Annotated in this window: 23 protein-coding genes and 1 riboswitch; of the genes, 19 read left to right on the forward strand and 4 right to left on the reverse strand. The window is 66.3% G+C overall.

Translation table 11 applies throughout. The annotated features are described in order from the left end of the window. The first annotated feature begins 87 nt into the window (after nucleotides 1-87). From BM341_RS14530 to BM341_RS14540, 3 genes are read left to right on the forward strand one after another with little or no spacing between them, the layout of a single operon-like run. Nucleotides 88-942, forward strand: coding sequence for a rhomboid family intramembrane serine protease (locus BM341_RS14530; protein ID WP_089796789.1), 855 nt, complete (start codon nucleotides 88-90; stop codon nucleotides 940-942). A 12-nt stretch (nucleotides 943-954) separates the two neighbouring features. Further along, nucleotides 955-1,239, forward strand: a complete 285-nt coding sequence (locus BM341_RS14535) for a YeaC family protein (protein WP_089796790.1) — start codon at nucleotides 955-957, stop codon at nucleotides 1,237-1,239. A 49-nt stretch (nucleotides 1,240-1,288) separates the two neighbouring features. Continuing rightward, entirely contained in the window at nucleotides 1,289-2,080 is a 792-nt protein-coding gene (locus BM341_RS14540) for a DUF2797 domain-containing protein (protein WP_089796852.1), read from the forward strand. A gap of 56 nt (nucleotides 2,081-2,136) precedes the next feature. Here the strand turns inward: BM341_RS14540 and BM341_RS14545 are convergent, their stop codons facing one another. The 3 genes from BM341_RS14545 to BM341_RS14555 form a co-directional block, all read right to left on the reverse strand. Then, entirely contained in the window at nucleotides 2,137-2,517 is a 381-nt protein-coding gene (locus BM341_RS14545) for a hypothetical protein (RefSeq protein ID WP_217646244.1), read from the reverse strand. Between the two features lie 9 nt (nucleotides 2,518-2,526). Beyond that, nucleotides 2,527-3,858 carry a sulfite oxidase gene (locus BM341_RS14550; RefSeq protein WP_217646245.1) on the reverse strand — a complete coding sequence of 444 codons (1,332 nt, stop codon included), beginning with the start codon at nucleotides 3,856-3,858 and terminating at the stop codon, nucleotides 2,527-2,529. 154 nt (nucleotides 3,859-4,012) lie between these two features. Continuing rightward, on the reverse strand, nucleotides 4,013-5,089 hold the full coding sequence (locus tag BM341_RS14555; protein WP_089796792.1) for a PA0069 family radical SAM protein: 1,077 nt from the start codon (nucleotides 5,087-5,089) through the stop codon (nucleotides 4,013-4,015). A 142-nt stretch (nucleotides 5,090-5,231) separates the two neighbouring features. Between BM341_RS14555 and cobT the strand changes: the two genes are divergently transcribed. The 13 genes from cobT (at nucleotide 5,232) to BM341_RS14620 (ending at nucleotide 17,775) form a co-directional block, all read left to right on the forward strand. Further along, nucleotides 5,232-6,278: a nicotinate-nucleotide--dimethylbenzimidazole phosphoribosyltransferase gene (gene cobT / locus BM341_RS14560; RefSeq protein ID WP_089796793.1), complete on the forward strand. Its 1,047-nt coding sequence runs from the start codon at nucleotides 5,232-5,234 to the stop codon at nucleotides 6,276-6,278. Beyond that, nucleotides 6,278-7,261 (forward strand): adenosylcobinamide-phosphate synthase CbiB, encoded by a 984-nt coding sequence (gene cbiB, locus BM341_RS14565; RefSeq protein ID WP_089796794.1) that lies wholly within the window; start codon nucleotides 6,278-6,280, stop codon nucleotides 7,259-7,261. The genes cobT and cbiB overlap by 1 nt, the downstream gene beginning before the upstream one ends. Next, nucleotides 7,258-8,379 carry a threonine-phosphate decarboxylase CobD gene (gene cobD / locus BM341_RS14570; RefSeq protein ID WP_089796795.1) on the forward strand — a complete coding sequence of 374 codons (1,122 nt, stop codon included), beginning with the start codon at nucleotides 7,258-7,260 and terminating at the stop codon, nucleotides 8,377-8,379. The genes cbiB and cobD overlap by 4 nt, the downstream gene beginning before the upstream one ends. Further along, nucleotides 8,376-8,954, forward strand: a complete 579-nt coding sequence (locus tag BM341_RS14575; RefSeq protein ID WP_089796796.1) for a bifunctional adenosylcobinamide kinase/adenosylcobinamide-phosphate guanylyltransferase — start codon at nucleotides 8,376-8,378, stop codon at nucleotides 8,952-8,954. Before cobD ends, BM341_RS14575 begins: the two co-directional genes overlap by 4 nt. Then, nucleotides 8,951-9,730: an adenosylcobinamide-GDP ribazoletransferase gene (gene cobS / locus BM341_RS14580; protein WP_089796797.1), complete on the forward strand. Its 780-nt coding sequence runs from the start codon at nucleotides 8,951-8,953 to the stop codon at nucleotides 9,728-9,730. The genes BM341_RS14575 and cobS overlap by 4 nt, the downstream gene beginning before the upstream one ends. Continuing rightward, a complete protein-coding gene (locus BM341_RS14585) occupies nucleotides 9,682-10,323 on the forward strand; it encodes a histidine phosphatase family protein (RefSeq protein ID WP_089796798.1) in 642 nt (213 codons plus the stop codon). Before cobS ends, BM341_RS14585 begins: the two co-directional genes overlap by 49 nt. Next, a complete protein-coding gene (locus tag BM341_RS14590; RefSeq protein WP_089796799.1) occupies nucleotides 10,275-10,721 on the forward strand; it encodes a bifunctional adenosylcobinamide kinase/adenosylcobinamide-phosphate guanylyltransferase in 447 nt (148 codons plus the stop codon). Before BM341_RS14585 ends, BM341_RS14590 begins: the two co-directional genes overlap by 49 nt. Before the next feature lie 41 nt (nucleotides 10,722-10,762). Next, a riboswitch (cobalamin riboswitch) is annotated at nucleotides 10,763-10,987 on the forward strand. Nucleotides 10,988-11,128: 141 nt separating this feature from the next. Beyond that, nucleotides 11,129-12,964: a TonB-dependent receptor domain-containing protein gene (locus BM341_RS14595; RefSeq protein WP_089796800.1), complete on the forward strand. Its 1,836-nt coding sequence runs from the start codon at nucleotides 11,129-11,131 to the stop codon at nucleotides 12,962-12,964. Then, nucleotides 12,945-13,859, forward strand: coding sequence for a cobalamin-binding protein (locus BM341_RS14600; RefSeq protein WP_245784287.1), 915 nt, complete (start codon nucleotides 12,945-12,947; stop codon nucleotides 13,857-13,859). Before BM341_RS14595 ends, BM341_RS14600 begins: the two co-directional genes overlap by 20 nt. A 12-nt stretch (nucleotides 13,860-13,871) precedes the next feature. Next, nucleotides 13,872-14,840 carry a FecCD family ABC transporter permease gene (locus tag BM341_RS14605; RefSeq protein ID WP_089796802.1) on the forward strand — a complete coding sequence of 323 codons (969 nt, stop codon included), beginning with the start codon at nucleotides 13,872-13,874 and terminating at the stop codon, nucleotides 14,838-14,840. Continuing rightward, nucleotides 14,840-15,607 (forward strand): ABC transporter ATP-binding protein, encoded by a 768-nt coding sequence (locus tag BM341_RS14610; protein WP_089796803.1) that lies wholly within the window; start codon nucleotides 14,840-14,842, stop codon nucleotides 15,605-15,607. Before BM341_RS14605 ends, BM341_RS14610 begins: the two co-directional genes overlap by 1 nt. 102 nt (nucleotides 15,608-15,709) lie before the next feature. Next, the gene (cobO, locus tag BM341_RS14615) at nucleotides 15,710-16,321 is read left to right on the forward strand and encodes a cob(I)yrinic acid a,c-diamide adenosyltransferase (RefSeq protein ID WP_089796804.1); all 612 of its coding nucleotides are present in this window, start codon (nucleotides 15,710-15,712) and stop codon (nucleotides 16,319-16,321) included. 11 nt (nucleotides 16,322-16,332) lie between these two features. After that, nucleotides 16,333-17,775, forward strand: a complete 1,443-nt coding sequence (locus BM341_RS14620) for a cobyric acid synthase (protein ID WP_089796854.1) — start codon at nucleotides 16,333-16,335, stop codon at nucleotides 17,773-17,775. Nucleotides 17,776-17,790: 15 nt separating this feature from the next. Here BM341_RS14620 and BM341_RS14625 read toward each other — a convergent pair whose 3' ends face one another. After that, entirely contained in the window at nucleotides 17,791-18,579 is a 789-nt protein-coding gene (locus BM341_RS14625) for a glycerophosphodiester phosphodiesterase family protein (RefSeq protein WP_089796805.1), read from the reverse strand. Between the two features lie 183 nt (nucleotides 18,580-18,762). Here BM341_RS14625 and BM341_RS14630 point away from each other — a divergent pair, with 183 nt between their 5' ends. The 3 genes from BM341_RS14630 to BM341_RS14640 all read left to right on the forward strand — a co-directional run bounded on the left by BM341_RS14630 (nucleotide 18,763) and on the right by BM341_RS14640 (nucleotide 21,720). After that, a complete protein-coding gene (locus tag BM341_RS14630; RefSeq protein WP_089796806.1) occupies nucleotides 18,763-19,332 on the forward strand; it encodes a hypothetical protein in 570 nt (189 codons plus the stop codon). A gap of 64 nt (nucleotides 19,333-19,396) precedes the next feature. Then, the gene (locus BM341_RS14635; protein WP_089796807.1) at nucleotides 19,397-20,374 is read left to right on the forward strand and encodes an NADPH:quinone reductase; all 978 of its coding nucleotides are present in this window, start codon (nucleotides 19,397-19,399) and stop codon (nucleotides 20,372-20,374) included. A 17-nt stretch (nucleotides 20,375-20,391) separates the two neighbouring features. After that, a complete protein-coding gene (locus BM341_RS14640) occupies nucleotides 20,392-21,720 on the forward strand; it encodes an aspartate aminotransferase family protein (protein WP_089796808.1) in 1,329 nt (442 codons plus the stop codon).

Genomic DNA, 21,720 nt, shown 5'->3' on the forward strand with positions numbered 1-21,720 from the left:
CGGCCCCCTCCGCCGGTTTTTTTATGCACGCTCGCTTGCGGGCGATGAGCGAGGACACTTTTTGCCTCGATCAGCGCGGGAGTCGTCATGTACCGGGTGATTGTCCTTCCACCGGATGCCGATGCGCGCGAGTTGCGACGCGCACTCTGGGCGCACCGCATCGGCCATCGCGTGACCGAGGAGGCCGATGGCCAGGTGCTATGGCTGGTCGATCCTTCCCAACAGGAGTCGATGCTGCGTCTGTTGCATCGCTGGCAGCGCGGCGACTCGCTCATGCCGGACACGCCGCCACCCACGCGTCACGGCATCGCGGACCTGCTGGGGCCACTGCGCCAGGCGCCGGTCAGTGCGGCCACCCTAATTATCTGCCTGGGCGTGTTCGCGGCGATGGCGGTGCTCGGTGATCTGGTTATCGCCATGCTGGCCATCGTGCCGCTGGGGGTGAGCCCGACGGGTAGCCTGGCCGTCGGCACCTTGTCCGAGGCGATGAGCTCCGGGCAAGTATGGCGCCTGCTCTCGCCGGCTTTTCTGCACTTCGGCTGGATGCACCTGATCTTCAACATGATGTGGCTATGGTATTTCGGTCGCCAGGTCGAACGGCTGCAGGGCAGCCTGCGCATGCTGACGATCCTGCTGGTGGCCGGCATCGGCGCCAACCTGGCCCAGTACGCCACCGGCACGGTGCTGTTCGGCGGGATGTCAGGCGTCGATTTTGCGTTGCTGGCCTATGTCTGGCTGATGTCGCGTCGCGCTCCGCATAGTGGCTTCTTCGTCCCGCAGATGCTGGTGGTGCTCATGCTCGGCTGGCTGGTGTTCGCCATGACCGACCTGGCGGCATGGGTCGGTTTCGGCAACGTGGCGAACGAGGCCCACCTGGGCGGGCTGGTCGTGGGCCTGGTGCTGGGCTGGTATCATTCGAGCCGAGCCCGTCGACACTCCTGAGAGAACGATGCCATGAGCGATATGACCTTCGAGCGAATGATTCAGCAGATGACCCCGGCCATCTACGAAAGCCTCAAACAGGCGGTCTCCCTGCGTAAGTGGCCGGATGGCCGCATGCTGAGCGCCGAACAGACCGCGCTTTGTCTCGAAGCGGTGATACGTTACGAAGCCGAGAACAAGGTGCCGGAGCACGAGCGGGTCGGCTATCTCGAACGCCGTACCTGCGGCGCCGACAGCAGCGGGGCGGGGGTGTCGCCGGAGATGACGGGCCTGGCCCGGGACGCCGCCGGTGACTGACGTGTCGCTGATCGAGAGCGTGACGCTCCTCCAGGGTTGCCTGAGCAAGATGGCCATCGAACCGGGAGCTCCGGCTCGCTATACCCTGCGGGCCGGCGAGCATCGCCGCGATCTCAACGCGGTGCTCGGCAAGCCGCTGTCGCTGGAATGGACCGGTGCCATCGCCTGTACCCACTGCGGCCGGGCGACGAAAAAGAGCTTTGCCCAGGGGCACTGTTACCCCTGCTTCAAGAAACTCGCGCAGTGCGATACCTGCATCATGAAGCCCGAGCTCTGTCACTTCTTCGCGGGCACCTGCCGCGAGCCGGCGTGGGGCGAGCGTCACTGCTTCCAGCCGCACGTCGTCTACCTGGCCAATGCCTCGGGCCTCAAGGTGGGCATCACGCGCGCGACCCAGGTGCCGACGCGCTGGCTCGATCAGGGCGCCGTGCAGGCATTGCCGATCCTGCGCGTGGAGACCCGGCAGCAATCGGGGTTCGTCGAAGTGCTGTTCAAGGAGGAGGTGTCCGACCGCACCAACTGGCGGGCCATGCTCAAGGGCGATACCGTCGCGCTCGACCTGGCCGCCGAGCGTGACCGCCTGCTGGCACGGCTCGAGGGCGGGCTGGCCAACCTGCGCGAGCGCTTCGGTGACGACGCGATCCAGGTGCTCGATGACTCGCCGGTGGCCTTCGACTATCCGGTACTCGAATATCCCACCAAGGTGGCCTCGCATAACCTCGACAAGACGCCCCGCATATCGGGGACCCTGCTCGGCCTCAAGGGCCAGTACCTGATCCTCGACAGCGGCGTGATCAACCTGCGCAAGTACACCGGCTACGAGGTCAAGGTTTCCGTCTGACGCTGAAGAAAACAGGCCCCTCGCGAGGAGCCTGTCGTAGGACGCCACGCCGTAGGTCAGCCAGGATCGGTGACGGTGGGGTAGGGATTGTCCGGCATCAGCGTGCGCGGCAGCGCCGGGCGTCGGGTGTCCTCCTTGGGTCCGTAATACTCGGCGAGATAGTCGAGGATGGCCTCCTCGGTCTCGTCCTCGAACTCCCAGAGTCCCTGAGTGTCCTGCATCCAGCGGATCAGGTACTGCCAGTGGTTGCGCGAACCGCTGTTCTGGGTGACCAGCTTGGCCGAGTGGCAGGCGGTGCAGTTGTTGCGCACCGTCTCCCAGCCTTCGGCCTTGAGCAGTCCGGTATCCGGGTCCGTCTCCTGGGCCCCCGCCAACAGGGGGAGGCACATCAGGGCCGCCCCCAGCGTCGGCATGGCGAGTGCGTGTAAAGGCTTCATGGTTACCTCCTAGGCCACCTGGACCGCAATGCGGTGACAGGCGTTGTTGAGATAACCCTTGGGGTTCCAGCCCGGGACGACCATGGGTTGTGCGCGGCCCTCCTCGTCGGTGGCCTTGGCCCAGACCTCGTAGTAGCCGGGCTCGGGGAACTCCACCGTGGTGGTCCAGCGTTGCCAGGCCAGGCGGTTGGGCGGTTCCTTCAGCTCGGCCTTCTGCCAAGTGGTGCCGAAGTCGAGGGAGACGTGGACCTCCTTCACGGCCAGGTCGCCGGCCCAGGCGTGGCCGCGAATCTCCATGGCCTCGCCGAGGGCATGGTCGATGCCGGACTTCGGGAAGGTGACCAGCGACTTCACCGGCATCGACTCGATAGTCTCGAAGTCCTCATTGGGCACGTTGCTGCCCGGCGCCACCGGATGCTTGGGCACGCTGTAGGAAGGGGGGGCCATCTTGGCGCCGTCATGCTTCTGGTTGCGGATCACGATGCGCTGCAGCCACTTGCCGGAGACAGACCCCGGCCAGCCACCACACACCACGCGCAGCGGGTGGCCATTGAGGTAAGGGATATCCTCGCCGTTCATGGCCCAGGCGATCAGCGACTCGTCCTCCAGGGCCTTCTCCATGGGCACACCACGAGAGATTGGGTCCTTGTCGGGATCGCCGCTGGCATGGGCATCGGCCCCGTAGTAGCCGATGTAGACGGAGTCGTCCTTGATCCCGCAGGCCTCCAGCACGTCGCGCAGGCGAACCCCGGTAAAGGTGGGGCAGGCCACCGCCCCGGTGGTCCACTGGTTGCCGCTGGCCGAGGGCACGTACTCGCTGCGGCCATTGCCGCCGCACTCCACCTGGAGCTGGTAGGTGTGATGCTCGAATCGCTCCTTGAGGTCGGCGATAGAAAATGTCTGCGGGTTCTCGCAGGACTCTCCGCCGATTTCCAGCTGCCAGGCATCGACGTCGATATCCTCCACCGCCGGCGGGATGCCGTTGTTGCGAACGAACATGTGCTTCGCCGGGGTGATGTCATCGTCGAGCAGGTGGGCCGGGGTCTCGGCGTTGATGGGCCTGTCGTTGAGGACGGTCAGCCCCTCCTTGCCCTCCAGGGTGAAGGGCTCGTCGCTCTGGGCCAGCGCCGCCGGGATGAGCCCACCCGGCATGCGGTCGGCGAAGGGAATGGAGCCCCCCACGGCGGCGGCCATGGCAAGCAGGCTGGAGCGTTTCAGGAAGCCGCGGCGGCTGACGGGGTCGACCTCGCGGTCCCAGAGCTTGCGATCCGCGGCTTCGGGATCCTCGGCATAGAGTTCATGGATGCCGCGGGTCTTGGCATCGGGGGGTAGTCGTGTCATGGCGGGACTCCTGGCGGGCTCTGGCATGCAGGGGGCTGGACGTCCTGTGCGCATGCCGGGCCGGTGTTGTGGTTGTCGTGCCGGCGTGTTCCATCACTCCAGGCCTTACGATATTCCAGCATAGCAGGAAATCATGGTATGAAAGCTCGGCCCCTCACTGGAACAGATCGCCCTGGGCGTGAGGCGGGCGAAAAGCGCTGACGTCCAGGCCCATCTCGCTGCGCTGGCCCATGCCCAATCGCTTGCTGGCCTTTTGGAAGCGCTGCTCCAGCAGTTCGGCGAATACACCCTCGCCCCGCATGCGATGTCCGAAGCGGGCGTCGTAATCCTTCCCGCCCCGACACTGCCGGATCAGGCTCATCACCTTGCCGGCACGCTCGGGGTAGTAGGTTTTCAGCCAGTCCTCGAACAGCGGCGCGACCTCGTGCGGCAGGCGCAGCAGCATCCAGGCGGCGGTCTGCGCCCCGGCGCGCTGGGCGGCGTCGAGCAGGCGTTCCAGCTCATGGTCGTTGAGGCCGGGAATCAGCGGTGAGATCAGCGCCCCGACCGGCACGCCATCGGCGCTGAGCTCGCGCATGACCCGCAGCCTTGCCTGCGGCGAGGCGGTACGCGGCTCGAGAGTGCGCTTGAGCTCGGCATCCAGGCTGGTCAGGCTGATGAAGGCTCTTACCAGGCGCCGCTCGGCCATCGCTGCCAGCAAGTCGCGGTCGCGCAGGATCAGCGCGCTCTTGGTCACCAGCGTTACCGGGTGGCGGCAGGCCAGCAGCAATTCGAGTATCGCCCGGGTGGTGCGGCGCTCGGCCTCGAGCGGCTGGTAGCAGTCGGTATTGCCGGACAGGTTGATTGGCCGGCAGACATAGCCCGGCTTGCAGAGCTCTTCGGACAGGCGCTCGACGAGGCCGGTACGCGCGATCAGGCGGGTCTCGAAATCGAGCCCCGGCGACAGGTCCCAGTAGGCGTGGCTGGGGCGTGCGTAGCAGTAGATGCATCCATGCTCGCAGCCACGATAGGGATTCAGCGAGCGGTCGAAGGGCAGGTCCGGCGAGCGATTCCACGACAGCGCGCTCTTGCTCGCTTCGTCGCGTACCTCGGTGGCCAGGCTCGTTGGTGCTGCGTCCTGCCACCAGCCGTCGTCGACCGGCTCGCTGGTAGTCGGGGCGAAGCGGTTGTGGGGGTCAAAGGTGGCGCCGCGGCCCTTGCGCGCCACATCTTTGGGCGGCGAGGAGGTCATGGTACGTCCTTTTTTCTGTATCTATATACAGCATAGAGACGAATGCCGCGCATGTCAGTGGTAAGGCAACGCCATTCGAGCGGCATCGCGACTCTGTTAACATGAGCGATTTACCACTCACCCGCCCACAAGAGGCCCCTCGATGTTCACGCCGGACGCCATTCCCCCCCTCGATCGCGACGCTGGCGATCGGGTGCGCGGCTACCTCGACACCCTGACCAAGCCGCCAGGGAGCCTGGGCCGACTGGAACAGCTGGCCATCGCCCTGGCGGAAATGACCGGCGACGCCTTTCCGGACGTGACGCCGCCCGCGGTGCTGGTGTTCGCCGCCGATCATGGGGTAGCGCATGAAGGTGTTTCGGCCTTTCCCCAGCACGTGACGGCCCAGATGGTGGCCAATTTCGTGGCCGGTGGGGCGGCGATCAATGTCTTCGCCCGCCAGATCGGCGCGCGCCTCGAGGTGATCGACGTGGGGGTGGCCGCCGAGCTGCCCGGGGAAGGGGTGGTGGTCGACAAGGTCCGGGCCGGCACCGCCAACTTCACCCGGCAGGATGCCATGAGTCGCGCCGAGGCACGCCAGGCACTCGACATCGGCGTTCGCGCGGCAAACCGCGCCATCGATGCCGGGTGTCGTTGCCTGATCGTCGGTGAAATGGGCATCGCCAACACCACCGCGAGTAGTGCGATGCTGGCGGTGCTCGCCGGGGAGGCGGTCGGGCCGCTGGTCGGCGCGGGAACCGGCATTGCCGAGAGCCGCCTGGCCCACAAGACGGCCGTGATTGAACGCGCCATCGCAGCAAGGCAGGCCGATCCGGACGATCCCCTGGAGTTGTTGGCCAAACTGGGCGGGCTGGAAATCGGCGCCATGGCCGGGGCCTTCCTCGGCTCGGCGGCGCGTCGCCGTCCGGTCCTCGTCGATGGCTTCATCGCCACCGTGGCCGCGCTGCTGGCGTGTCGGCTCTGCCCGGCAACACGTGACTATCTGATCTTCGCTCACCGTTCTTGCGAACCCGGCCATGAGGTAGCGCTGTCGGCCCTGGCGGCGACGCCGCTGCTGGATCTCCAGATGCGGCTGGGGGAGGGGAGCGGCGCCGCCCTGGCCTTCCCGCTGCTGCAGGCGGCCACCCGCATGCTCGCCGAGATGGCAACCTTCGACGCCGCCGGTGTGGCCGCGGGCGACACGCGGTGATGGTGACCGTCGAACCCTTGACGCTCTGGGGACTCTGGCTGCTGTTGGGGGCGATCGTCGTGGATCTGCTCGTCGGCGACCCGCCTGCGGTGCCGCATCCGGTGGTCGCCATCGGCAAGCTGATCAGCCAAGGCGAGCGGCTATGGAATCGCGGCCCGGGGTCGATTCGGCGCCGCAATGGCCTGATGCTGACCGTCGGCGTGGTCATCGGTGTCTACCTGGTGACCTGGGCGGGGCTTTTGATGCTCTCTCGACTGCACGCCGGGCTGGCCCTGGTGGCCGAGTTGTGGCTGCTGTCGACGACGCTGTCGATCAAGGGACTGGGCAAGGCCGCGCGCGCCGTCACCGAGCCCTTGCGACATGGCCAGCTTCCCGCGGCGCGACGAGCGCTCGGCATGATCGTGGGCCGCGATACGGCCGACCTGCAGGAGCGCGAGATTGCCCGCGCCACCGTGGAAACCGTGGCCGAGAACACCGTCGACGGGATTACCGCGCCGCTTTTCTGGGCGCTGATCGGCGGTGCGCCGCTGGCGCTGGCCTACAAGGCCGTCAATACCCTGGATTCGATGATCGGCTATCGCAACAAGCGTTACACCGACTTCGGTTTTGCCGCCGCCAGGCTCGATGACCTGGTCAACTGGCTGCCGGCGCGACTGACGGCCCTTTGCCTGTGGCTCGCCGCGCTGGTCATGCCCGGCATGCACCGACGTGCTGCGCTGGCCGGCACCTGGCGCGACGCGCCGGGCCACCCAAGCCCCAACGCCGGCTGGCCGGAAGCCATGGTGGCCTGGCTGCTCGGCGTGCAACTCGGCGGTACCAGCACCTACGCCGGCGTTGCCTCGCATCGCCCGACCCTGGGGGTGGTGCGTGAACCACTCGGCGTCGCGCATATTCCTCGCGCGGTGCTGATGATGCACGGTGGCTGGGTAGTCTTCACACTGTTGATGATCCTGGCAGTACTGACGAGGCAGGCGTGGTTATGAGTCGCTCAGAGGCACATCGTTCGGACGCGCCGTTGCCTGGCGCGGCGTGGCCCGAGCATGGCGGGCAGGTTGCGCCGCTGCTCGCGCGTTTCGGCCTCCCCGCCGATCATGCGGTGACGGATTTCAGTGCCAACCTCAATCCCCTCGGCCCGCCGGCCTGGCTCGGTCGCTGGCTGGCCGCGGCCTGCGAGGGGCTTGGCCGTTATCCCGATCCTGACTATGGCGATGCGCGCCGCGCCATTGCCGAGCACGAGGGAGTGACCCCCGAGCAGGTGCTGCTGACCAACGGCGGGGTTGAAGCGATCTTTCTCGCCGCCGCCCGGCATGCCGGCGGACGCGCGGCCATCGTCGAGCCGACCTTCACGGAATACGCGCGGGCCTGCCGCCATTATCGGCTGGCGATTGAAGAGGTCGCGCTCAGTGGCGAGTGCTTCGAACTCGACGAAGCGGCGGCGCGGGTGGCCATGTCGCGCTGCAACGTGCTGTTTCTCTGCCGGCCCAACAATCCCACCGGCACGCTGGTGCCGTTTGAGCGGGTCGAGGCCATGCTGGCCGCGGCGCAGCGGCATGGCTGCCACCTGGTGGTGGACGAGGCCTTCGTCGATTTCGTGATGGGCGATGAGCGCTTGACGTCCCTCCTGGCGCGCTACCCTAACCTTTTGCTGCTGCGCTCCCTGACCAAACACTATGCCGTTCCCGGTCTGCGCCTCGGTTACCTGCTGGGCGATGCGGCGAGCGTGTCGCGCCTGGCAAGCCTGCAGATGCCGTGGAGTGTCAATCACTTCGCCGCCGAGCTGGTGGCGCCGCTGCTGGCCGATGATGATTATCGGGCTCGCACCCGTGACTGGCTCGGGGTCGAGCAGCCTCGCCTCCAGGCCGGGCTGGCCGCGGCGGGGCTCAAGGTCGTGCCGAGCCGAGCCAATTTCTTCCTGCTGCAACCGGCGGCGGGGCCGAGCACCACCGACGCCCTCTTCGAGGCGTGGTTGCAGGCGGGCATCCTGACGCGCCATACCCGCAACTTCCCCGGCCTGGACGGTGGCTGGCTGCGCCTGGCGTTGAGGAGCCGCGCCGACAACGACCGCCTGCTGGCGGTGCTGGGTGCGAGAGGCCCGACATGATCGCCTTCGTCAGTGGCGGGGCGCGCTCCGGCAAGAGTCAGGTCGCCGAGACGCTGGCGCGGGAATGGCATCGCCGGCACGGCGGGCGACGTTACTACCTGGCCACGGCGATGGCGTCGGACGCGGAAATGGCGGCACGGATCGCGCGTCACCGCCGGGAGCGCGGCGATGGCTGGATCACCCTCGAGGCGCCGGTGGCGCTCGACGAGGCGCTGGCCGGCGTGGAGGCGGGCAGTACGGTGCTGCTCGACTGCCTGACGCTCTGGGCCAGCCAGTGGCTGTATGGCAGCGGGTTACCCGAGGCAGAGGGCGGGCGGATGCTGTCGGCCCTGCTCGACAAGGCCCGGCTGAAGACTATCGGTCTGGTCGTGGTTTCCAACGATCTCAACGAGGACCTGCCGCCCCGCGATCCGGCGGTTTGGCATTATCTCGCCTTCCTGCAACGTCGCCACCGACAGCTGGCCCGCGAGGCCGACCGGGTGATCGAAGTGATCGCCGGCTACCCGATCGAGTGGAAGACCTCATTGAAGAACTCGGGAAAAATCGCGTGGGAAAACCCCTGGGAGGGGACATGAGAGCCGCCGGGTATGGACTGCTGCTGACGATCCAGTTTCTGACGCGGCTTCCGGTGCCCATCGAATGTCCCTGGAACCGCGAGACGAGCCGCTGGGCGCTGCGCTGTTATCCGCTGGTCGGCGCGCTGATCGGGGCGCTGCTGGCGGGTGTCGCGTTGCTCCTGCAGGGCTTGCCGGCACCGCTGCTGGCGCTGGTCCTGCTCAGTCTCTGGGTGGCGCTCACCGGCGGGCTGCATCTCGACGGGCTGATGGACATCGCCGATGCGCTGGGCAGCAACACGCCGCTGGAGCGCCGTTGGGCGATCATGAAGGACCCCCAGGTCGGCAGCTTCGGCATGCTGTCGCTGGTCTTCCTGCTCGCCTGGAAAGGCATGCTGCTGTGGGCGCTGCTGGATAGCGGCATGCCGCTTTGGCTTCTGGTCGTCGTGCCGGCGCTGGGCCGTTTTGGTGCGGTGGCGCTGCTCGGGGTGGCGCCCTGCGCGCGGCGCGAGGGGTTGGCCTGGGCCTGGCAACAGCATCTGAGGCATCGCGATGTCGGTTTTGCCGCGCTGCCGCTGGTGCTGATGGCGCTCTGGTCGATTGGAGTATCGCCGGGTCTGCTGTGGGGTTGGCTGTGGATGGTGGCCGGCCTGCTCATCTTCCTGGTGGGCTATGGCGGCCTGATGATGCGAACATTCAAGGGCATCAACGGCGATATGGTCGGTGCCGCCATTGAGGGAGGAGAACTATGCCTGCTGCTGATTGCCTGGAGCTGGTGGTGGTCCGTCATGGGGTAACGGCGTGGAATCTCGAGCGCCGCTACCAGGGCCGTCGTGACATCGCGCTGCACTGGCCGGCGGCCACCGCGGGGCTCGATCGTCTGTGGGACTGCCTGGCGACCCAGCACTTCGACGCCATCCACTGCAGCGACCTGACGCGTTGTCGCCAGACCCTGGCACATGTCATGGAGGGCCGCGAGCCGATGGCCGAGGTGCATGTCGATGCCCGCCTGCGCGAGCTCGATTTCGGCGACTACGAAGGTCTGTGTTATGACCAGCTCAAGGACGATCCCGCCTACCGCGCCTGGATCGACAGCCGGGGCGAGCAGCCCACGCCGGGGGGCGAGTCCACCTTCGCCCTGCGCGAGCGGCTCGGCGACTGGTTGGACGAGGTGTTCGCCGCGGCCGAAGGCGGCGGACAGCGTCGCGTGCTGGTGGTGTCGCACGGCGGGGTCATCCGCGAACTGCGCCGGCGCTTCGAGACCATCGACTTCTGGGAGGGTAATGTCACCCAGGCCCAGGGTCGCCTTTTCGTGCTCGTCAATTCATCAGGAGGCTGGCAATGCAGCTCTTCATCGGCGGTGCCTGCGCCGGCAAGCGAGACGCCGTAAGGTCGCGCTTCCCCGGGGCCTGCTGGCATTCCGCCTACGACGGCAAGGCCCTCGAGGCATGGCGTGAGTCCCTGCCCCGTCAGGGCGTGGTGGTACTGGAAGGCTGGGAGCGGTGGTTGGCGGCCTGGCTTGTCGAGGAACCGGCGGATGATTCGCTCCGAGAGCGATTGCGCACGCTCCTGGCAAACTGGCGGGACCTCGAGCGCGAGACGGCCGTCAGCGTGCTATTGATCCTGCCGGAAATGGGCCGCGGCATCGTGCCGATCGACAGGGCAGAGCGTCGGCTTCGCGACCTGGCCGGGTGGCTGGCCCAGGACGCGGCGGCCTGCTGCGAGGCGGTCTGGTATGTGCGTCATGGTCTCGTGCACCGTCTATCAGCGGATGTGCCGACAGCATGAAGTGCTGTTGACCCGCGTTGACGGCTTGGCTGGAGGTTGCTAGGTTACGCTCTCTCTCAGGTGCTGGTGGCAAGTTGCTGCCAGTGAAACGGGAAGTCGGTGCGCCTTTCCAGGCCATCCCGACGCTGCCCCCGCAACGGTGATCGAGACAAGAACGGCTATTACGCCACTGTGCTAAAGGCACGGGAAGGCAGCCGTTCGGGAAGCCAGGTTCAACCCTGCTTCCGCTCGTCAGCCCGGAGACCGGCCCGAGAGTTCAATGCCGGGTCGCGGTGGGCGACGTCGAGGCAGGGCTGGCGTCGCCGTTGCACATTCTGCTGGTTGTCCCTCCTCCTCGATCCCTTGCCGTCCCGGTGACTGCAAAAAATATTGCCGTACGGGTGAGTACGGCGAGCAAGGGAATCCCCATGAAAACCAGAACCTCTGCGCTGCATGGCCTGGCTGCCTTCAGCCTGGCGACCCTTCCGCTGGCCGTTCAGGCGCAGACCGAGACGTCCGGCTCCGGCGATCAGGCCCAGCGCCTCAACCCCGTGGTCGTCACCGCGGCCCTTGCCCCGCGTACCGCCGATCAGAGCCTGGCCTCGGTCACGGTACTCGACGAGGCCACCCTGCGCCGTCAGGACCCCGCCAGCATGACCGACCTGCTGCGTGGCCAGCCGGGGGTTGATGTGACCTCGAATGGTAGCTTCGGCAAGAACAGCAGCGTCTATATCCGCGGCACCAGCAACGACCAGAACGTTTTGTTGATCGACGGTATTCGCCTGAGATCGGCTACCGCTGGCGCCGCCGCCTGGCAGTTCCTGGACCCTCGCTTGTTCGAGCGCGCCGAGATCGTGCGGGGGCCGCGCGGCAGCCTCTACGGCGCCGACGCGGTGGGCGGCGTGGTACAGCTATTCACGCGCCAAGCGGAGGAGGGTGGCCCCAGTCCCGGTGTCTCTCTGGGTGGAGGCTCCTTCAACACCCAGCGAGGCAGCGCCACATTTTCCGGAGAGAGTGACGGCACGCGTTACAGCTTTGCCGCCAGCCGTTTCGACACGGATGGCGCACCCGTTCGACGCGGGGGAGACGACAAGGGCTACGACAGCACCTCGGCCCTGGCTCGAGTAGCGCATACCTTCGACGGCGGCGCTGAACTTGGTGTTCTGGCACTCCGCTCTAGAGGCAATACCGAATTCGATGGTGGAGACACCGACTTTGTCCAGCAGGTGGCAGGTGTCTATGCCGAGGCACCCCTTACGGATGATTGGCGCAGTCGCCTCAGCTTGAGTGAAGCGAGGGATGAGAGTGACACGGTCGATAGTTTCGGGGATTCGGTATTCGATACTCGAACCCGAACGGCGCGCTGGGAGAATACCCTGTACCTGGGAGCCCATGAACTGGTCGCCGGCATCGAACACAGCGAAGACAGGGTTAGCGGCACGACGGCTTTCGAAGAGGATAGTCGAGACAATACGGCGGTCTTTGCTCAGGGGCTGCTGGACGTTACGCCGCTTTCCCTTCAGGCCAGCCTGCGGCATGACGACAACGAGGCTTTTGGTGAGGAAGTCACCGGTAGCCTGACAGCGGGTTATGAGCTTGATGATTTCCATACCCTGCGCACCAGCTACGGCACGGCGTTCAAGGCCCCGACCTTTAATGACCTGTACTTTCCCAATTTCGCGAATCCCGATTTGGAGGCCGAGACCTCCGAAACCTTCGAGGTGGGTGTCCGAGGCCAGTACCAGTCCCTCTTCTGGGACATCGCAGCCTACCAGACCGAAATCGATGATCTGATTTCCTTCACCTTACAGAACGGAAGGTTTGCTCCCTTCAATGTCGACGAGGCAAGAATCCGGGGTATCGAGCTATCCGCTGGTGCCGAGATCGATGACTGGACCCTCCAGGCGGCACTGACCTATACCGATCCAGAGAACCGGAGTGGTGAGAATGCCGGCAATCGCCTACGGCGCCGAGCGACCCAGGGCCTGCGTCTGGATATCGACCGCGAGTTGGGCGACTGGTCTCTGGGTGGCTCCTGGATCGCTCAGAACCATCGTTATGACGATGCGGCCAACGAGAACCGGCTGGCGGGCTATGGCCTGCTCAACCTGCGCGCCGGTTGGCAATTCGCGCCGTTGTGGTCGGCCCGGGTGACCGTCGAGAACGCCTTTGATCGAGAGTATGCAACAGCCCGATTCTTGGATGGTGAAGACTATCTCAACGCCGGCCGTTCCGCCTTCGTCAGTGTCCACTTTGGCCAGTAAGCGTGCCTGGCCTCGGCGTCTTGGCGGGCTCGTCCTGGCCGTTGTGCCGTGGCTGACGGGGGTATCGCACGCCAATGAGGTCTGCGCTGTCGACGATCGCCAGCGCGAGGTGTGTCTCGAAGCGCCTGCCGAGCGCATCGCGGTGCTGTCGCCGGGGGCCACCGAGCTGACCTATGCCGCCGGGGCCGGCGACAAGGTCGTGGCGGTGGTGTCCTACAGCGATTATCCGCCCGAGGCGAAAGAGGTCACGTCGGTGGGCAGCCACACGCGGGTCGATCTGGAAACCCTGGTGTCGTTGCAGCCGGACCTGGTGGTCGGCTGGGTGACCGGCAATCCCGCCGAGCAGTTGGAGACCATCGAGTCGCTGGGCATGCCGGTGTTCTACATCGAACCGCGCGACTTCGAGGGAGTGTCGACCGGCATCGAGCGCCTGGCGCGGCTGGCGGACACGCAAGACGAGGGCGACCGGGTCGCCCAGACGTTTCGCGACGGCATGTCGGGGCTCGCGGCGCGTCATGCCGACGCGGCGACGGTGCCGGTGTTCTATCAGGTCTGGGACGAGCCGCTGATGACCGTCAATGATGTCCACCTGATCGGCAAGGTCATCGAGCTGTGCGGGGGATACAACGTCTTCGGCGAGCAGTCGCGACTGGTGCCGCGCATCGACGACGAGTCGGTGCTGGACGCCGACCCCGAGGCGATCATCGCCGGCGGCATGGGCGAGGAGAATCGCGACTGGCTTGACCACTGGTCTCAGTATCCCGGCCTCACCGCGGTCGACCGCGACAACCTGTTCTTCGTGCCGCCGTCGCTGATCCAGCGGCCCACCCCGCGCTTGCTCGAGGGCAGCCGGATACTCTGCGAGAAACTGGAGGTGGCCCGTGCTAGACGCTGATCGCGAGGCGCCATGCGTCGCTTGACCCTGCCCCTGGCGCTGCTGCTGGCCGCCTCGCTTGCGGCGCTAGCGCTGTCGGCCGGCGTCGGCAGCGCCAACCTGGCGCTTGGCGAGCTGTGGGCGGTGCTGGGCGGCGGCGGCGATGCCCTGTCGCGCACCCTGATTCTCGAGCTGCGCCTGCCGCGTTCGCTCTCCGCCTTCGCCACCGGCGGGCTGCTGGCGGTCGCCGGGGCGCTCATGCAGGTGCTGCTGCGCAATCCGCTCGCCGATCCATACGTGCTGGGCCTGTCCGGCGGCGCGGCAGTCGGCGCACTGGCGGCGATGCTGGCGGGGCTCGGCGGCATGGTGATCTCCGGTTCGGCCTTCGCCGGTGCGCTGCTCTCCACGCTGCTGGTATTCGGTCTCGCCCACGGCACCGGCAGTTGGACGCCTTCGCGGCTGCTGTTGACGGGCGTGGTGGTTGCCGCCGGCTGGGGGGCGGTCGTCACACTGATGCTGGCGCTGAGCCCCGCCGAGCGCCTGCCGGGCATGCTCTACTGGCTGATGGGCGATCTCGCCTATGCCCGCACACCCATGCCCTCGCTGCTGGTACTGGTGCTGGTCTGCCTGCTGGGCTTTCCGCTGGGGCGCAGCCTGAATGTGCTGGCTCGCGGGCCGATGCAGGCGGCGGCGCTGGGCGTCGCGGTTCGCCCGCTCGAGTGGACGATCTACATCACCGCCAGCCTGCTGACGGCGATGGCGGTCACCACGGCGGGGAGCATCGGCTTCGTGGGGCTGGTGGTGCCCCACATGCTGCGCCTGGTGCTGGGCAACGATCAGCGTCTGATCCTGCCCGCCTGCGCGCTGGCCGGTGGCACTTTGCTGGTGCTGGCCGACACCCTGGCGCGTACCGTGATCGCCCCGGAGCAGTTGCCGGTGGGCGTGATCACCGCGCTGATCGGCGTGCCGACCTTCCTCTACCTGCTGTACCGGAGCCGCTGATGAGCCGACTCGAGACGCGCGGGCTGGTGATCGACGTGCCCGGACGAGCGGACGGCAGGGCGCTGGATCTTTGCCTGGCGCCGGAGCAGGTGTGGGGCGTGCTGGGTCCCAACGGCGCCGGCAAGACCACCTTGTTGCATACCCTGGCCGGGCTGCGTGACCCGCGGGCCGGTCAAGTGGAACTGGACGGCCAGCCGTTGGCAAACCTGCGACGGCGGCGCGTCGCTCGCCAGCTGGGCATGATCTTCCAGGAGCGCCAGGACGGCTTTCCCGCCACGGTGCTGGAAACGGCGTTGATCGGTCGCCATCCCTACCTGTCGGCTTGGCAAATGGAGGGTGGTGATGACGTGCGCCTCGCCGAGGAGGCGCTCGAACGGCTGGATGTCGCGCATCTGAAGCACCGCCTGGTCAACACGCTGTCGGGAGGCGAACGTCAGCGCGTTGCCATCGCCACCGTGCTCACGCAATCGCCGCAGCTGTGGTTGGCCGATGAGCCCACCAACCATCTCGACCTTCACCATCAGACGGCGGTCATGGCGCTGCTGGCCGAGCAGTCGGCTGCGGGCAAGGTGGTGTTGATGTGCCTGCACGACCTCAACCTGGCCGCCCGCTGGTGCGACCACCTTTTGCTGTTCTATCCCGATGGCGAGGCCTGCTGGGGGCCGGCAAGCGACATGCTGGTGCCGAGTGCCCTGGAACGGCTCTATGACCAACGCCTGGCGACCGCCGAGATCGATGGCGCGCCGGTTTTCGTCCCTGCGAGATAAGGTCTGCTCTTTTCACCAGCTGTTTCTCACCCACTATCTATGCGGCGAGGCGCGAGTCCCCCTGGCCCTGAACTGGACTAAACCCTGAACGGGAGATGTAGCATGCGAGAAAACGCCAAGGACCCCGAACGCCATGCCCGGCGCATGGCCGCCAAGCAGAAGATCATGCAGTCGCGTATCGATCACGCACGGAAGGAGCAGGGCGTGCTGCTGGTGCTCACCGGCCCCGGCAAGGGCAAGAGCAGCTCGGGTTTCGGCATGCTGGCGCGTGCCCTGGGCCATGGCATGAAGGTGGGCGTGGTGCAGTTCATCAAGGGCAAGTTCAGCACCGGCGAGGAAGCCTTCTTCCGCGACCTGCCGGGCGTCGACTACCACGTGATGGGCGAGGGCTATACCTGGGACACCCAGGATCGCCAGCGCGACGTAGCGGCGGCCGAGGCGGCGTGGGAGGTTGCAAGCCGCATGCTTGCCGACGACCGCTACCAACTGGTGCTGCTAGATGAACTGAACATTGCCCTGCGTCATGACTACCTGGACCTCGATCGGGTTCTCGACGACCTGCAGGCGCGTCCGGCGATGCAGCACGTGGTCGCCACCGGGCGTCGTGCCCCCCAGCAGCTGATCGAGCTGGCCGATACCGTCACCGAAATGAAGGTCGTCAAGCACGCCTTCAAGGATCAGGGAGTCAAGGCCCAGAAAGGCATCGAGCTTTGAGTCGTACCCTGATGATCCAAGGCACCACCTCGGATGCCGGCAAGAGCACCGTGGTTGCGGCGATATGTCGAGCGCTGTCGCGCCGCGGGGTCTCGGTGGCGCCCTTCAAGCCGCAGAACATGGCGCTCAACAGCGCAGTGACCGTGGACGGTGGCGAGATCGGCCGCTCCACCGCGCTACAGGCGCTGGCCTGCGGGCTCGCGCCCCACAGCGACATGAATCCGGTGCTGCTCAAGCCCGAGACCGATCGCGGCGCCCAGGTGATCCTGCGCGGCCGGGTGCATGGCCACATGGATGCGCTGGATTATCACGCCTTCAAGGCTGAGGCGCGGGCCTCGGTGATGGCCGCCTGGCAGGCGTTATCGAGCCGTTACGACGTGGTCATCGCCGAGGGGGCCGGGAGCCCCGCGGAGATCAACCTGCGCGACAACGACATCGCCAACATGGGCTTCGCCGAGATGGTCGATTGTCCGGTGCTGCTGGTCGGCGACATCGACCGCGGCGGCGTCTTCGCCCAGCTGGTCGGCACCCTGGCGCTGCTTTCCGCGTCCGAGCAGGCGCGCACCTGGGGCTTTATCGTCAACCGCTTTCGCGGCGATATGGCGCTGTTGCAGCCGGGGCTCGACTGGCTCGAGGCGCGCACCGGCAAGCCGGTGCTGGGTACGCTTCCCTACCTGCAGGGCCTGCTGCTGGACGCCGAGGACAGCATCGGGCGCGAGGGTAGAACAACCACGGGTGAGCCGGCCTTGCGCGTCGTGGTGCCGGCCCTGCCGCGCGTCAGCAACCACAACGATTTCGACCCACTACGGCTGCATCCCCAGGTGCAGCTGACGTTCGTCGGCCCGAACCAGCCCGTCCCGCCGGCGGATCTGATCATCCTGCCGGGCAGCAAGAGCACGCGCAGCGATCTTCAATGGCTGCGCGCCCAGGGCTGGGAGCCAGCGCTTCAGCGCCACCTGCGTTATGGCGGCAAGCTGCTCGGCATCTGCGGTGGGTTTCAGATGCTCGGTGAGTGGATTCATGACCCGCAAGGCCTCGAGGGGCCGGCAGGATCGAGCCCGGGCTTCGGCTGGCTGAATTTCCAGACCCGCATGGTGGCCGGCAAGCAGCTGCGCAATGTCAAGGGGCGGGTGCTGCCCGAAGGCGTGCCGGTAGGCGGCTACGAGATCCACAACGGCGTGAGCGAAGGCCCGGCGCTCGCGCGTCCATTGATCGAGCTGGACGGTCGGATGGATGGCGCGGTCAGCGAGGATGGCCAGGTCATGGGCACTTATCTGCATGGGCTCTTCGACTGGCCCTTGGCGTGCCGGGCGCTACTCGCACGCCTGGGGTTGGCGCAGCCCGACACCGAGGCGGTGGACTACCGCGAGCATCGCCAGCGCGAGCTGGACCGCCTGGCCGATGCCGTGGAGGCGCACCTGGATATGGCGGCCCTCACGGCGCTGCTTGACTAAAAACGCCCTTGGATATCATGGGCTGGGTGAGCAGGATGGCTTTCCGTCGGGCAGGTACTGGGTGAACAGTGCGGGATCGTCGCTGATCACGCCATCCACACCCCAGTCCCAGATCGGTTGGAACGCTATCGGGTCGTTGGGGGTGTAGCAGAATAGCGCATAGCCAGCGTCCTTGATGTCGCGGGCATCCTTCTTCTTCAGCTTGCGCCAGTTGAGATGCAGGCTGAAGGCGTCGAGCCTTTCGGCCTCCTTTCGCCAGCCCGCGGGAAGCTTGTCGTATAGCAGGCCGATGCGCAGCAGCTCGGCGTCACGCTGGAAGGCACGCGCGGCCGAAAGGGTCTGGACGTCGAAGCACGACACCACCAGCTGCTCTGCCGGCAGTGCCTTCAGCGCCATGGGCAGGGCGGTGTCGACCAGCGCCTGGCCGCTGCGACCCCGGTTGACCTTGAGTTCCAGATTGAGCCCCATGTCGAGCGAGCCGATCAGCGCCAGCATTTCTTCCAGGGTGGCCATGGGCTCGCCGGCGCAGTCCTTATGAAACCAGCTGCCGACGTCCAGGGCTCTTGCCTTGTCGAGCGTCAGTTTCGCCAGCTTGCCGCGGGTGTTCGAGCAGCGCCTTACGCCGTTGTCGTGCCAGATTACCGGCGTGCCGTCGCCGAGCAGTTGCACATCGAGCTCGACCCAGTCGCAGCCGGCCCGCTTGGCCTCGCGAACGGCGGTCAAGGTGTTCTCCGGTGCCCGGGCCGAGAGCCCGCGGTGAGCAATGGTACGCGGAAGCGCGCTGGCGGTAGTGGCATTCGGCATGTAAGCAGTCCCATAGGGTGCGAAAGACAAGGGTCGAGTCTGTGTCTGGAAAATGACAATCGCATGAACGTCGCGAAGGCGCCGGCTCTCCGCCGCCGGGCAGTATGGCCGCCGCGCCAGCGAGATGACGTTATGATAGGCTTCGCGCCGAACGTGATCATAACGAGATCAAAGGGTAGCGCAATGAACGTCTTGCATGTCACCGACGAGGCCAACCGCGATGCCTGCCTGGCACGGTTATGTGCCGAACATTACGGCAAGGCGGCGGGATTGGCGCCGCTGGTGACGTTTGCCGGCACCCGTCGGGTGCTGTTCGTCGAGCAGGCCGCGCGCCTGCTGGCACTTGTGAACGGCGAGGGAGCACCGCTGGCGCTGGCCTTGCTGGTGCTGGACGAGACCGGAGAGGGCATGACGCTGGCCCTGGCCTGCAGCCTCACCGAGGATGACGAGCCGCGCCGCCGGCTGATCAACGAGCTGGCGCTCAAGGCGCCGCTGCAAGTGAGCGCCGCCGATGCCGATCAGGAGGCATTCTATCGCCGCTGCGGCATCACGCGGTGGTTTTCCAGCGGCGACAGCGAGCGAATCGGTGTGACCTCTCGCCACCCCGCCCGGCGTCTCGCCGATCTCGCCGCGACCCTGCGGGTCGACGACGAGATCGTACTCCGACAATTCAAGCATGATCCGAAAACATTCGAGAGCGAAAAGCGTCGCTTTGTCGATGGCCTGGCGGCGTTCCCCGAAACCCTGACTTGACCGCCGGGGCGTTCGGCGTTTGGATAGCGCATGATTTCTCGTTATCAACCCAAGGAAGCGCTTCATGGCCAAACGCATTCAGTTCGCCCACACCGGTGGGTCCGAGGTTCTCGAACTCGTCGATGTCTCCCCGTCCGATCCCGGCCCTGGCGAGGTCCGGGTGAAGAACGAGGCGATCGGCCTGAACTTCATCGACATCTATTTCCGCACTGGCCTGTATCCCGCGCCCTCCCTGCCTTCGGGCCTGGGGACCGAGGGCGCCGGCGTGGTGGATGCGCTGGGCGAGGGCGTCACGCACCTCAAGACGGGTGACCGCGTCGCCTATGCGCAGGGCCCGCTGGGCGCCTATGCCGAGTACCATACCCTACCCGCCGACAAGGTCGTGGTGCTGCCGGATTCCGTCGATTTCGACACGGCCGCGGCCTGCCTGCTCAAGGGCCTGACCGTGCAGTACCTGCTGCGTCAGACCTGCCCGCTGAAGGGTGGCGAGACGATTCTCTTCCACGCCGCCGCTGGTGGTGTCGGCTCGATCGCCTGCCAATGGGCACGCGAGCTGGGCGTGAAGCTGATCGGCACCGTGAGCTCGCCCGAGAAGGCGGCCCTCGCCGAGAAGAACGGCGCCTGGGCGACCATCGACTACACCCGTGAGGACGTGGCCGAGCGGGTGCGCGAGTTGACGGGCGGGGAGATGTGCGACGTGGTCTACGACTCGGTGGGCAAGGATACCTGGGAGCTGTCCCTGGACTGCCTGAAGCCACGCGCGCTGATGGTCAGCTTCGGCAATTCGTCGGGGCCGGTTGACGGCGTCAACATCGGCATTCTCAATCAGAAGGGCTCGCTCTTCGCCACTCGCCCGAGTCTCAACGGCTATGCCGATACTCGCGAGCGCCTGGAGATGATGGCCAACGACCTCTTCACCATGCTGGAGAGCGGCAAGGTGAAGATCGACATCGCCCAGCGCTACCCGCTGGAAGAGGCGGGCAAGGCCCAGGATGCCGTGCAGGCTAGAAAGACGACCGGATCGACGATCCTCTTGCCTTGACCCCGAGGGAGTGAGCCATGAGTCACGTATTCCACCGCAACCTGACGCAACGCTACCCGATGGCCGTCAAGGGGGAAGGCCCCTATCTGATCGACAGCCAGGGCAAACGCTACCTGGATGCCAGCGGCGGCGCCGCGGTGTCCTGCCTTGGCCACAGCGATGCCGACGTTATCGAGGCCGTCCGTCATCAGATAGGTCAGGTGGCCTATGCTCATACCTCCTTCTTCACCACCGAGCCGATGGAGGCGCTCGCCGACCATCTCATTGCGCGCGCCCCCGAGGGGCTGGAGTCGGTGTATTTCGTCTCGGGAGGATCGGAGGCGATCGAGGCTGCGTTGAAGCTTGCCCGCCAGTACTTCATCGAGATCGGCCAGCCCGAACGCAAGCATCTGATCGCCCGCCGCCAGAGCTATCACGGCAATACCCTCGGCGCCCTGGCCACGGGCGGCAATGAGTGGCGGCGACGCCAGTTCGAACCCCTGCTGATCAATGTCAGCCATGTCAGCCCCTGCTATGCCTATCGCGGCCTGCGACCGGGCGAAACCCTGGAAGGCTACGCCATTCGCCTGGCCGCCGAGCTCGAGGAGGAAATCCAGCGTCTGGGCCCGGAGAACGTGATGGCCTTCGTGGCCGAGCCGGTGGTCGGGGCGACCCTGGGCGCGGTGACGGCGGTTCCGGATTATTTCACTCGAGTGCGCGAGATCTGCGATCGTCACGGCATCCTGATGATCCTCGATGAGGTGATGTGTGGCATGGGGCGCACCGGCACGCTCTTCGCCGCCGAGCAGGAAGGCGTGACGGCTGACCTGATCACCGTTGCCAAGGGGCTCGGTGCCGGTTATCAGCCGATCGGCGCCACCCTGGTCAGCCGTCGGATCCATGAGGCCATTGCCAATGGTTCGGGGTTCTTCCAGCACGGCCATACCTATATCGGTCATGCGACGGCCTGCGCGGCGGCGCTGGCCGTGCAGCATGCCATCGAGGATCGCCATCTCCTGCCCCAGGTGACGCGCCTGGGCGAGAGCCTGCATGAGCGCCTGGTCGAGCGCTTCGGTTCACACCCGCATATCGGCGACATTCGCGGGCGGGGGATGTTTCGGGGTATCGAACTGGTCGAGGATCGCGACAGTAAGCAGCCCTTCGATCCCGAACTCAAGCTTCATGCGAGGATCAAGAAAGCCGCCATGGGGCATGGGCTGATGTGTTATCCCATGGGAGGCACACTCGATGGTCGGTCCGGTGATCATATCCTGCTGGCGCCCCCCTTCATCCTCGAAGAGCCTCATCTGGACGAGCTCACCGACAAGCTCGACCACGCCATACGCGATGCGCTGGGAAGCTTGTGA

It is taken from the genome of Halomonas korlensis (assembly GCF_900116705.1).
Lineage (GTDB): Bacteria > Pseudomonadota > Gammaproteobacteria > Pseudomonadales > Halomonadaceae > Halomonas > Halomonas korlensis.

Bases quoted from the DNA above. Each gene is read 5' to 3' on its own strand.
- BM341_RS14585 (WP_089796798.1), top strand. From the start codon at position 9,682: ATGCCTGCTGCTGATTGCCTGGAGCTGGTGGTGGTCCGTCATGGGGTA.
- cobO (WP_089796804.1), top strand. From the start codon at position 15,710: ATGCGAGAAAACGCCAAGGACCCCGAACGCCATGCCCGGCGCATGGCC.
- cobT (WP_089796793.1), top strand. From the start codon at position 5,232: ATGTTCACGCCGGACGCCATTCCCCCCCTCGATCGCGACGCTGGCGAT.
- BM341_RS14575 (WP_089796796.1), top strand. From the start codon at position 8,376: ATGATCGCCTTCGTCAGTGGCGGGGCGCGCTCCGGCAAGAGTCAGGTC.
- BM341_RS14625 (WP_089796805.1), bottom strand. From the start codon at position 18,579: ATGCCGAATGCCACTACCGCCAGCGCGCTTCCGCGTACCATTGCTCAC.
- BM341_RS14550 (WP_217646245.1), bottom strand. From the start codon at position 3,858: ATGACACGACTACCCCCCGATGCCAAGACCCGCGGCATCCATGAACTC.
- BM341_RS14595 (WP_089796800.1), top strand. From the start codon at position 11,129: ATGAAAACCAGAACCTCTGCGCTGCATGGCCTGGCTGCCTTCAGCCTG.
- BM341_RS14620 (WP_089796854.1), top strand. From the start codon at position 16,333: ATGATCCAAGGCACCACCTCGGATGCCGGCAAGAGCACCGTGGTTGCG.
- BM341_RS14545 (WP_217646244.1), bottom strand. From the start codon at position 2,517: ATGAAGCCTTTACACGCACTCGCCATGCCGACGCTGGGGGCGGCCCTG.
- BM341_RS14540 (WP_089796852.1), top strand. From the start codon at position 1,289: ATGGCCATCGAACCGGGAGCTCCGGCTCGCTATACCCTGCGGGCCGGC.
- BM341_RS14590 (WP_089796799.1), top strand. From the start codon at position 10,275: ATGCAGCTCTTCATCGGCGGTGCCTGCGCCGGCAAGCGAGACGCCGTA.
- BM341_RS14635 (WP_089796807.1), top strand. From the start codon at position 19,397: ATGGCCAAACGCATTCAGTTCGCCCACACCGGTGGGTCCGAGGTTCTC.
- cobD (WP_089796795.1), top strand. From the start codon at position 7,258: ATGAGTCGCTCAGAGGCACATCGTTCGGACGCGCCGTTGCCTGGCGCG.
- BM341_RS14630 (WP_089796806.1), top strand. From the start codon at position 18,763: ATGAACGTCTTGCATGTCACCGACGAGGCCAACCGCGATGCCTGCCTG.
- BM341_RS14555 (WP_089796792.1), bottom strand. From the start codon at position 5,089: ATGACCTCCTCGCCGCCCAAAGATGTGGCGCGCAAGGGCCGCGGCGCC.
- BM341_RS14530 (WP_089796789.1), top strand. From the start codon at position 88: ATGTACCGGGTGATTGTCCTTCCACCGGATGCCGATGCGCGCGAGTTG.
- cobS (WP_089796797.1), top strand. From the start codon at position 8,951: ATGAGAGCCGCCGGGTATGGACTGCTGCTGACGATCCAGTTTCTGACG.
- BM341_RS14610 (WP_089796803.1), top strand. From the start codon at position 14,840: ATGAGCCGACTCGAGACGCGCGGGCTGGTGATCGACGTGCCCGGACGA.
- BM341_RS14535 (WP_089796790.1), top strand. From the start codon at position 955: ATGAGCGATATGACCTTCGAGCGAATGATTCAGCAGATGACCCCGGCC.
- cbiB (WP_089796794.1), top strand. From the start codon at position 6,278: ATGGTGACCGTCGAACCCTTGACGCTCTGGGGACTCTGGCTGCTGTTG.
- BM341_RS14640 (WP_089796808.1), top strand. From the start codon at position 20,392: ATGAGTCACGTATTCCACCGCAACCTGACGCAACGCTACCCGATGGCC.
- BM341_RS14605 (WP_089796802.1), top strand. From the start codon at position 13,872: ATGCGTCGCTTGACCCTGCCCCTGGCGCTGCTGCTGGCCGCCTCGCTT.